At 44.3% G+C, this 10538-nt stretch carries 3 protein-coding genes; all 3 read right to left on the bottom strand.

Annotation, left to right across the window (positions count from 1 at the left end):
- On the bottom strand, positions 1-4671 hold a 4671-nt coding region (locus KBY68_RS07240), incomplete at its 3' end, for an ExeM/NucH family extracellular endonuclease (RefSeq protein WP_255096528.1).
- 92 nt (positions 4672-4763) lie between these two features.
- Entirely contained in the window at positions 4764-7316 is a 2553-nt protein-coding gene (locus tag KBY68_RS07235) for an alkaline phosphatase (RefSeq protein ID WP_255096527.1), read from the bottom strand.
- A gap of 140 nt (positions 7317-7456) precedes the next feature.
- Positions 7457-10489 (bottom strand): calcium-binding protein, encoded by a 3033-nt coding sequence (locus KBY68_RS07230; RefSeq protein WP_255096526.1) that lies wholly within the window; start codon positions 10487-10489, stop codon positions 7457-7459.
- Between the last annotated feature and the right edge of the window lie 49 nt (positions 10490-10538).

The raw sequence follows: 10538 nt of genomic DNA, 5'->3' as shown, positions 1-10538 counted from the left end.
ATCAAGTTCGTGCCAGGAAGGTAACCAGCTAATTGTTTTTGGTGCAGAATTTAAGGCAATATTTAGTTTGGCATCTGCTACTACAGTTTCTGTAGCCCCATCTGTGAATATAAATGTGCCAACTGCAGCAGCTGGGCTCACTGTGAGATCTAGGTAGCCTCTACGATTTAAATCAGCGTATTTTAAACCATTCACATAGCCTGTGAAAATACCATCTAAACCATCAACTGCAGGATACTTGGCCCTGATGTAAGCATCTCCGCCAGGTAAATATTTTTCAAAGCCAGGTGATGTAACACCCTGGGTGGCAAATTCAACACCAACTACTGTTCCTGCTGGTTTATTGCCAGAGGGTGCGGCTGTAAAAGTATCTAAAACGCCAGCCCAAGCATTATGGGTATCTCCTGCCAAGCTTATTAACTTTTTGCCGAGCGCAAGGGCACTTTGGAGAATTGTTTCCCTCTCAACTCCATAACCATCCCAAGCATCGAGGTTATAAGGAATCTTTGCCGCTTCTGCAAACAATGCTTGCTCAGCTGCGGGTAGGTTTGCAAAGGCTGTGCCAGTGGCAAGTTTTTGGAGCGGTGCTGCATATTTATCTAACAGGGCTGGATTACCTGGATCAAGTAATAATTCTGCCGGTACGGCCATTGATTGCATTAGTACCTGCTGGCCAAGTATTTGCCAAGGAGCTTTTGAAGTTGCAAGTTGAGTTTGCAACCAGGCTAATTGTGTATCTCCAATTAAATCTCTCTCTGGATCACCTAATGCTTTCTGTACTGCAGCAAAAACTAGCTCTTGCGTAACAGGTTGCGCAAGAGCTGCGCCGAAGGTTGGAACATCTGCTGCAGATTTAGGAGCGGTTAATTTATAATTAGTTGCATAGGTAGCAGTGAGCGTTGGATTTGCGAGGATAGCGCCAATTCGGGCTTGTACAGCAGCAGCATCGGGATATTCAAGCTGTTCATCTCTTGCGGTAAGCCTTGTTTCAAGGATGTGTAAAGACAACACATCTCCAAAGTTAAAGCTCCGATAGCCTTGGCTAAGTGGTGATAGTGCAGTAGCTCCATCACTTGCCTGGCGTAAGCCAGGCTCGCGAATAGGTAACCATTCATGGTAGGCCTTGAGAGCAGCATCACGCCTGGTTTGCCATTCCCCTTCGGTTTCTGTTTGGTGATTTTGAGCTCCACCAGCCCAACTATCATTTGCGGTTTCGTGATCGTCCCAAATTGCAATTAATGGCGCAGAAGAACGTAGTCTTTGTAGATTTAAATCACTGTGATATTGGGCATAACGTAAACGGTAATCTTCTAGGCTTACTATCTCTCGATTTGGTTCAAAACCACGGCTAGTTGCTGCGGATTCAGCTGCTCCATAACCACCGGCACCGTATTCATAGATATAGTCGCCTAGATGTAAAAGGGCATCATAGGGAGTTTTTTCATGTTCAGAAGCTGCACGCCCGTATGCTGAGAATTGCTCAGCTGCGGTGAAATTTGCACATGAGAATACGGCTAATCGAACTGGATCGGAACCAACAGGAAGTGTTTTGGTTTTACCAATTTCAGAGATTAAATCACCACTACGGAAGCGATAGAAATAGTCGGTATCCGCGCTGAGGCCATCAGCCTCAACTTTCACTGTCCAATCGCGGGCGGCGCTTGTGCTGAATACTCCACTATCAACTATTGATCCAGCACTAAAGCTAGCTGATTTAGATATCTCCCACTGAACATCAATAAGGCCAGCGAAATCTTTGGCTGGTGAAATGCGGCTCCAAAGGATAACGGAATTTGCATATGGGTCACCAGAAGCAACGCCGTGATTGAATTTGAGCCCTGTAGGTAAAGCGCGGCCCAGATCTAAATCCAGGATTACAGGATCATGATCTGAGGTGCGATAGGGATCAACCGCATAGAAATCGCGAACAGTTGCGTTGCCATTGCTGTTGGTATCTCGGTTGTAATCGCGGAAAGAACCCTCAGCTGAATTTATATTCCAATCATCTGCCTTGATTGCCTGTTTAACTAATGGAGCAGATATCATCATATGATCCAAGGCCCCACTCATATCAACAGGGTTATAAAAGGCGTAGCTTGAGGCGGGTTCAGCTGTAAATGATGGCAATGCATTTCGATAACCGGCTGCTTCAAAAACTTTGATTGGATCTTCTTTTGCATAGGCATTAATATCACCCAGGATTATCCAATCAGCATCGCTATTACCCGTTGGTTTTGTGGAGATCCAATCGAGTAGTTTTTTGGCTGCAGCAGTGCGGGTTGCATTAAAGGCAGCTTGGCCATCTTTTTGATCCACATCAAGCCCCGTATCTCCCCCGGCACCTTTTGATTTGAGATGATTTACAACTACGTTAACAACTTCGCCAGTGGCTGTTTCGCTAAATGCTTGAGCTAGAGCTGGACGATTTTTAGATACGCCACTTGAGAGTGGATCAGTAAAGCTGGAATCGGTTAGAATTGCTTTGCCATTTGCAGACGGTGTAACAACTTTATTGTTGTATATTATGCCAACTTTTATTGCATCTGTTCCAATTGTTCCCGTGGGTATAAAGCTATAGTTGGCTGTGGATCCGCTGGCTTGGGAAGCATTGAGGCGATCAACAATTGTTTTCAGGGTTTTATCATCTGAATCGTTTTCCAACTCCATTAAACCAATAATATCTGCTTTTAAGCCATTAAGTGCAACCGTAAGTTTGCTGAGTTGCCGTTCTAACTCTTCAGCTGTGTTTGCACCTCTAGGAGCTAGCCCCGTGCTCCCCACTAAAGCTCCGGTTGTATTTAGTGTGCTAAATGTATTTAATACATTAAAACTTGCGATCCTTACTTCTCCAGTTTTTGCTGCAATTGGAGCTGCTGGTCTTGGGTTTTCTGTTGTAAATGAAAGTGCTGTAGTTGGTTGCAGGCGGTACTTATCAAAACCGTAGCTAATGATTCCCTCTACGGCTTTAATACTATCTCCGCGTCGCAGTAATTGATCGCGTACTGGTGCGGCAGGTGTTGCTGCAGATGCGGGGCGATAGCTACTGTTGCTGCCATCATCTAAAACTAATTCAAGCTTAGCTGTAGCAAGCTCAGCTGCGTAGGCAGCTGCACCAGGTGCCATCACATTAGTGGGTTGCTGGGGTAAACCAACAGCGCTTAATTCAATTTCTCCAAAACGGAATTGACCATATAAGCCATTAACAGTTAATTTCTCGGGAAAGCGCACCCACATCCCCTCGAAGGGCTCTAGATCAAGGCTATTGGTGCGTTGAGCTAGTAGGTCGGGAACATCAACACGCTGTGTATCACCTAAGCGCGCTTGGGAGTCTACTTTTAGAGCATTAACAGTGGTAATTGCGGTTTGATTAAAGAGTTCACCAACAGTTCCAGTGAGAATTACACGATCACCAATTACCACATTAACGTTGGTTCCTGAGAACGGGTAGGCTACATAAATACCCTCAGAAGTTAAAGAACTAGTATCCCAATCACTAAGCTCTTCTTGAAGGAAGAAACCACCTAGTTCGCTTGTTAATTGGAAATCTCCAACTACGATAGCACTAAGTGTAACGCTTTGGTTAAGCAAAGGAGTTGCAGTTGAGTTGCCCTGAATTGCAGATATTTTACTAATTCTGTCGTTGTCAATTATTGCTACTGTTGCGTTTCCAGCTGTTTCTAAAATGCTGTATGTGCCAGCAGCTTTAATTTCAACTATTAGATTTTCAGTGGCTTCACTGATGGAATCATCTAATGCTTCAATGGCTAAATCAATACTTGCTGCACCGGCAGGAATTGTTAGTGATGCGGGCAATTCAGTTTTAAGATCCGCATTTGTGGCTAGCGCATCTCCACTGCGCAAGCTTAATTGCACTTCTAATGCAGAGGTGGTTGTACCAGTTCGGCTGATTCGTAGGCTAGCGGCATCGCCAAATTCACCGGAAGAGGCATCAGGTGAAGCTATTGATATAACTGGAAGTGTAGGTGTAGGTGTAGGAGTTGAAGTTGTTATGCTTAAATCGTCAATAGCTAAGCCGTGATCATTGCCGGTATCATTATTATCTATCCAACGCAGCCAAAGGTTAGATCCTGGGGTCCAGGGGGTTGTTGTTAGATCGAGGTTACCACCAAGGCTTGATATTTTACCTGCATTATTGCCATCAACGGCCGCTGCTGTTGTGGTGGCAATGGGAGATGTGAAGTTTTTAAATGAACTTGCTGGTTTGTTCCAAGTTGATACGTCACTAAAATTAGTGCCATAGCCATATTCCATCAACATACTTTGTGTTTCTGCGTTACCACCGTTTCGCCACTGTTCACCACTGAAGCCAATAGTTAGAGAACTGATATTGGAACTACTTTGATTTTTAAGTGAAAGAGCTATCCAGCCGGCTACCGCCGCTGATGCTGGTGCACCAAAATAAGTACCCCCTGAAGCTAAACCGCCTAAAGACCGATCACTATTGTCTACTGATCCATAGCTAATAAAACTTCCGGTGTTAGTAGCACCTGTGTCGGCGTTATATGCAGCAATCGCAACGGGGGTGCTTGCTGGTTGGCGAAATAAATGCCAACCAGGAATGGTTTTATCATTTTCCCATGCATTAGCTGTTCCACTTGCAGCCAAGCTGTTGAAATCTTGGCTATAGCTGGTGCTAAATAGTGCAGGCATGGTTCAACTTGGTGATTGGTGGTAAATAACTAAATTATAAAAATCCCCCCTGATTAGGGGGGAATATCAGCCAATTAAAGGATGGTGCTTAATTAGAAGGCAAAGTTATTGGTGTTGTTCAGTGCGCTTGCACTGGTGTTGCTGAAATGGCCAACAGCAGTTGCGCCTATGGTAAGTAAGGTATCGCTGCCGGCTTGAGTGAAACTCAAATCAGCAAAGCTATATCCGCGCAGACCAACTTTATCTTCGCCTGGGGTGAAATCCATCACGAATTGTTTGGCAGCGGGCAGGTCTTTAGAACCACTCACTAGCCAGAATTGGTCTGCACCTGCACCACCATTGAGGTAATTGGTGCCAGCTTCTCCGCCGATATTAATAATGTCTGCACCATCACCACCAAGGGCACGGTTTCCAGTGCTTCCGATATAAATGGTATCGTTTCCGGCTCCACCACTGAGGCGGTTATTGTTTCCAGCTTCGGCATAAAGTGAATCATTGCCGCTTCCACCTGTTACAATGTCGCCATTACTGCTGAATATAGTATCTGCACCAGATCCAGTGAAAATTGTATTTTGAAATCCCTTATTTAAGGAACTATCAACCATGTCTTCCCCGCCTCCTGTAAATATAGTATTTGATTTAAATGTTAATTGAGCTTCATTGTTAGCAGCAATTAGGTTATCGTTTGCACTTGTAAATGAAACTACTGGGCTTACTACTGATTCTTGGGCATTTAATAAGCGTGCTTCCGCTGTGCTGCCACCCAGTAAAATTGAATTCATTGCATTAGCAACGTGTGCTTGGTCTACGAAACCAGGTATACCCTTAATCACTGTGCCATAGGCTTCAATACCTGTACTTACGAACAGATCAACAATTTCGCTTCCCTCACCCTTGTAATAAAGAGGTACTGGACGCTGAGTATGTGTCCACCAGCCATCTCCAATTCCAGTAGATGCATCTGCAAGCTTTGTTGTTGTACCCCAGAAATGACCAACCTTTTCTGCATCTCCGGCTTTCCATTGGCTTGTGCCACTTTTTGTTAATGTTGGGTTTAATGATATGTCATAACCGGTATTAGTTCCGGTTGTTGCTTCGTTTGTTCCGGTTGTACCTGCAGCAATACTGAGGAGGATTGATTCAGCAACTTCTTTTGGATAGTTGGGTAAAAGAGTAAGGTAATGATCATGATCTGCAGTAACCATAACTTGGTTTTGCGACCAGCCCCCATTTGCCTCAACCCATTTCGTAACGGTATTTGTTACATCATTGATATCATGTTGGGTACCAAGTAATAAATCCATGTTTGTAGCATGTGCTGCCCAATCAATATCACCAACCTCAATCATTAACCAGAAGCCATCTTTATCTTTACCCAGGGCTTTTAGGGCTTGTTCTGTAAGTTGCGCAACCGTTGGATTTTGCTTGAGTTCGGCAGCTAACGCAGCTCCAGATAGCGCGGTGTTTGTGGCTGTTGTGTTTGAGTTATCAACGTAAGCACCGGTACCTGTTGCTGAATAATCACTATCTGCTGTACGCCATGGAAGGTTACCACCTTGGCCTTTTGCACCGTAAATACCCATTAGTTGACCCTTTTCTGGATCAAATGCGGTAACTGCGGCCTCAAGGATTTCTAAACCAGATTTATCCTTATTGGCATCAGTATAATTATCAGGGCGAGCAACAACTTTCCAGCCCTCATCTGAGACTGTTTTACCGAATGGAGTTGTCGTTATAATATCTTTTCCAGTTGCATCTTTACCGGTTATTGTTTGTTTGCTTTCTTGATATGTTCCGGCTACGAGAGCAGCAATAGTTTTATTGTTTACGTATGTTTCGCCACCAGCAGGATTGCCACCTCCCAATACTACTTGAGGTTTGCCAATAAATAAAATATCATCAAGGATATTATCTATTAGATCGAGCGGATGACCGTCAACTCCAAATTTGCCCGCATTAGAAGATTCTTGATATTTATTTCTGCTATTTACATGGGATATCGCTGCAGCTGGGGTAGCGTGGTTAATTGGAACAGATGTTACAACGCCACCAGATTTATTTTGATTCTTTGCTTGCTCAAGAATGGTTTCGAAACCACGCTCATGAATATCAACTGAAATTGCTCCATTATATGTTTTTTCACCACCATATAATGTTGATGCTGTGTTAGCTGAATCGGGATAATCTTTTTTTATGTATTCTGGATCGAATCCAACAGAAGTTTTACCTCTATCTGCGTAGTAATCAGCATCCCACGGTAGATCACCACCCTTTGATTGAAGAAAATTTACGTAATTTACTGTTGGATCAAAATTAAAGCCTGGGCGAACAGGTGCATCACCTGTGTTGTGAGTTGCTGTAGATCCCTGCAGCGCACTATTATTTGTGCTTCCATCAATATAGGTTGATCCTGTTGTTGCTAATTGGTATCCTTCAAACAACTGGTACGGTGTACCTGAACCTTTTCCTGATGTGTAATAAGAATCGAGAGTTCTAGTTGAAAATGTTGTAGTAATTTCTGCAGCGGTTTTGCCTGCCTTTAAAAGACCATCAATTTCAATTTTCACTTGATTGTAAATGCCACTTGCGCGGGACATTTCCCAACCCATGCCATCGCCAATGATCAGAATTACGTTTTTTGCCATGATTGAAGAATAAAAAGGGTGGAAGTAGGTAGGAAGTTAAGTCTTAATCTCTGGATAAACTTCACGTTTATCTTTTTAATACTATCTTGCTCAATTTAGTATTGATGTATTTTGCAATACATCCAGAATCAATCCTAATTTCAGAAGGCAAAGTTATTGGCATTGTTCAGTGCACTAGCACTGGTGTTGCTGAAATGTCCAACGGCGGTGCTGGCGATGGTTAGAAGGGTATCGCTGCCGGCTTGAGTGAAACTCAAATCCGCAAAGCTATATCCGCGCAGGCCAACTTTATCTTCGCCTGGGGTGAAATCCATCACGAATTGTTTGGCAGCGGGCAGGTCTTTAGAACCACTCACTAGCCAGAACTGATCAACGCCGGCACCACCATTGAGGTAGTTGGTGTCAGCTTCACCACCAACGTTGAACACATCGTTGCCGTCGCCGCCTAGGGCACGATTACCTGAGCTGCCAAGGTAGAAGTTGTCGTTTCCAGTGCCGCCGCTTAAGCGGTTTCCATTGCCACCATTGGCATAAAGTTCGTCGTTTCCACTGCCACCAGTGATTACGTCACGTGTTCCGGCAAAAATAGTATCTACGCCAGAACCAGAGAATACTTTATTTTCAAAACCACGGTTGGCTGCGATTTCAACCTCGTCGTTTCCTGAGCCTGTGATGATGGTATTCATTATCATTGCTGCACCTTTGCTTGCATCTGCTACCAGCAGTTTGTCGTCGCCGTTGGTACCCAACACTGGTTTAGGAGCCACATTGGGAAGATCCAAACTGAATTGGAATATTTGACCGCCATAATCTGCCTTCTGTGCAGCTACTTGACCACCTGATTCTCCGGGTTGTTGAACTACACCAATGAATAGGTGTTCTGATAGTGGGCGTGATTGTTCAACAATTTGAGCACCACCCCCTTTTAGTTCTTCAGTGGAATAAAAACTACCATTGTCTTTACGGGCAACAAGTGCAGTTACGTCCCATGAGCCAGAAAACTCAGCTCCTCTGGCGGATTGATAGGTTCCCTCCATTGCCGCAACTTTATCTGTTGCGCGAGGGTTTTTTGAGCCACCAGCTTGAGCGATAAAATAGCCAGTGCCATCAGGCGTAACATTTAACGTGGTGGGATTAACTACGAGGGCAATCTTTCTCTCGCCATAGGCATTTCCGGAATCTTCATCAAGAATTAGAACATCGCCATCTGATGATTTGGTCCAGATTAATCCGTCTGGTGCTACCAATTGAGCTTTGTTTGCACCTACATGAATTGAAGCTGTTTTTGCTCCTGTTGGATTAACTGTTGCGTCAAAGTGAGCCACACCTTTGCCACCCACATCAACCTTCAGGGCGCCATCAACTCCAGCGAGTGCACGAGTAACTTTGGCAGATAAATAGTCGGGTAGTTTGTTGTTGTCTTTGTCGTTGTTAGTTAAGTTTAAATCTGCAAGGATTGAACTTGTGAAATCAACTGCTAATAGGCCACCTGTTGCGGTGTGATTTTGAAAGTAACGTGATTTAGTGATATCTGGATCGGCCGCTGGATGCTCAACTTTGGTGTCACTATTAAAATACGTATAACCAGTGGGTTGAAGATTTGCTTCGGCTGTTCCACCAGTTGGGGTATCACCATCTTTCTGCCAAAGTAACATTTCAGTGTCTTTTACAGCTTCTGGAGTGTCAAATCCATTCCAACGAAAGGTAGTTGGGTAGAAGCGGGCATCAAAGTTTGCTGGTGCTGCTTTGTTGGTGAGATATGCATCAAGCATCTTGGCATCCGCATCAACAGTTGTGATACCAAGTGTTTGATAGGTGGCAGCGCTTGCTGCCATGCCATAAAGTTGCCCATAAAGCAAACCATTATTAGCTAGAAATTTATCCCTTGCATTAGCAGAATCAGTAATTGCATTACCTGCTGCATCTAAACCCTTGCGGCCAACATAAACTTTAAGAGGAGCAACCTGCATATCATGGTTGTATCCCGAAGCAACAATTACTACGAAATCTCTGCTATTACCAGGGTTGATTGGCATTAATTTTTCATAGCCTGCTTGGCCTAGGGCCGGTGCCGTGTAGGCAACACCGTTTTTAACATCCACAACCATGGAAGCAAGGCCCATGGTGCCATTGGCTACGTCTGTTCCGGTTAGGGGTCCAGTGCTGCCATCAGGATCTGCAAACATACTTCTGCCGATATTCCATTCTTCTCCCGTTAGCCAAATATCATCTTTGAAGCCAATTTCAGTGCCGTATTTATTAGCTGGCTCGTACCAAGATCCACAGAATGAATGGAAGAAGAAATCGCCTTCGGTAAGGCGCATGTCTTTTACAGCAGCCGTTGTGCCGCTTGCAGGACTACCTGCAATAAATTCAACTAATGTGCCATCGGGATTGGTTTGATTTCCCCATTTTGCAGCTAAATCAGTTTTGGTAGTATTTTTCTTGGTAACTTCTTGGCCAAATACGTTATAAACTTTATTAAAAAGATTGCCCGAAGCTTTAAACATTTCGCTCGCTGAGGAGCCGTTGTCTAGGAAGTCTGCAAATTTTGCTCGATCATAATCGATTGTATGAATATGTGATCCTGTAAATTTAACACCGCTGCTCATTTCCCAGCCGTATGTTTGATTCGACATCGTTGCATAGGATTCACTCTGATATGCAACACGAACTGTGTCGTTATCTTTAAGCCAGGCTGCATTGCCGTCTGGGTAGCCGGTTAAAGCTTTTTTAGTTACTGGATCAATTTCACCAACAGTAGCCAATGCTTTGAATTTTGCATAGGGAAACGCCGTATCACCACTCTTGCCATCAATACGCTCAAAGGCATCATTGGCAGTGCTTGCCTCAGGAATTAAGGCTGTTACTTGACCGATCGTTTTTGGATGGGCGGTCAAGGCCTGAAGTTCATTAGCAGTGAAGCTCAAGTTAGCGCCATTGCGTGTGGCGTGAGGTCCTGTGTTGTTGCTTGGATTACCTGCGTGGGTGTCAACATTCCATTGGAATGTGTCGGTGCCAACCGTCGCTCTCAGGCCGCGTGCGTAGGTGGGGTCGAATGGCGCGGTGTTAGAGAAGGACGCGATTGTAGACTTTGATGATGCATAGCTAGTAATCAAAGATATGAACTGTTGCTCGGTGGTGATTGAGTTGTGGTTGGTGTGTGTGCTCATGGGAAGTAAAGATGATGAATAAGAACTAATTAAGTCTTAATCTCTTGAT

The sequence above is a fragment of the Synechococcus lacustris Maggiore-St4-Slac genome, assembly GCF_024345595.1.
GTDB classification, from domain to species: domain Bacteria; phylum Cyanobacteriota; class Cyanobacteriia; order PCC-6307; family Cyanobiaceae; genus Synechococcus_D; species Synechococcus_D lacustris.
Note: the sequence above shows the minus strand (reverse complement) of the source record. Positions and strands in the feature narration are given on the sequence as shown.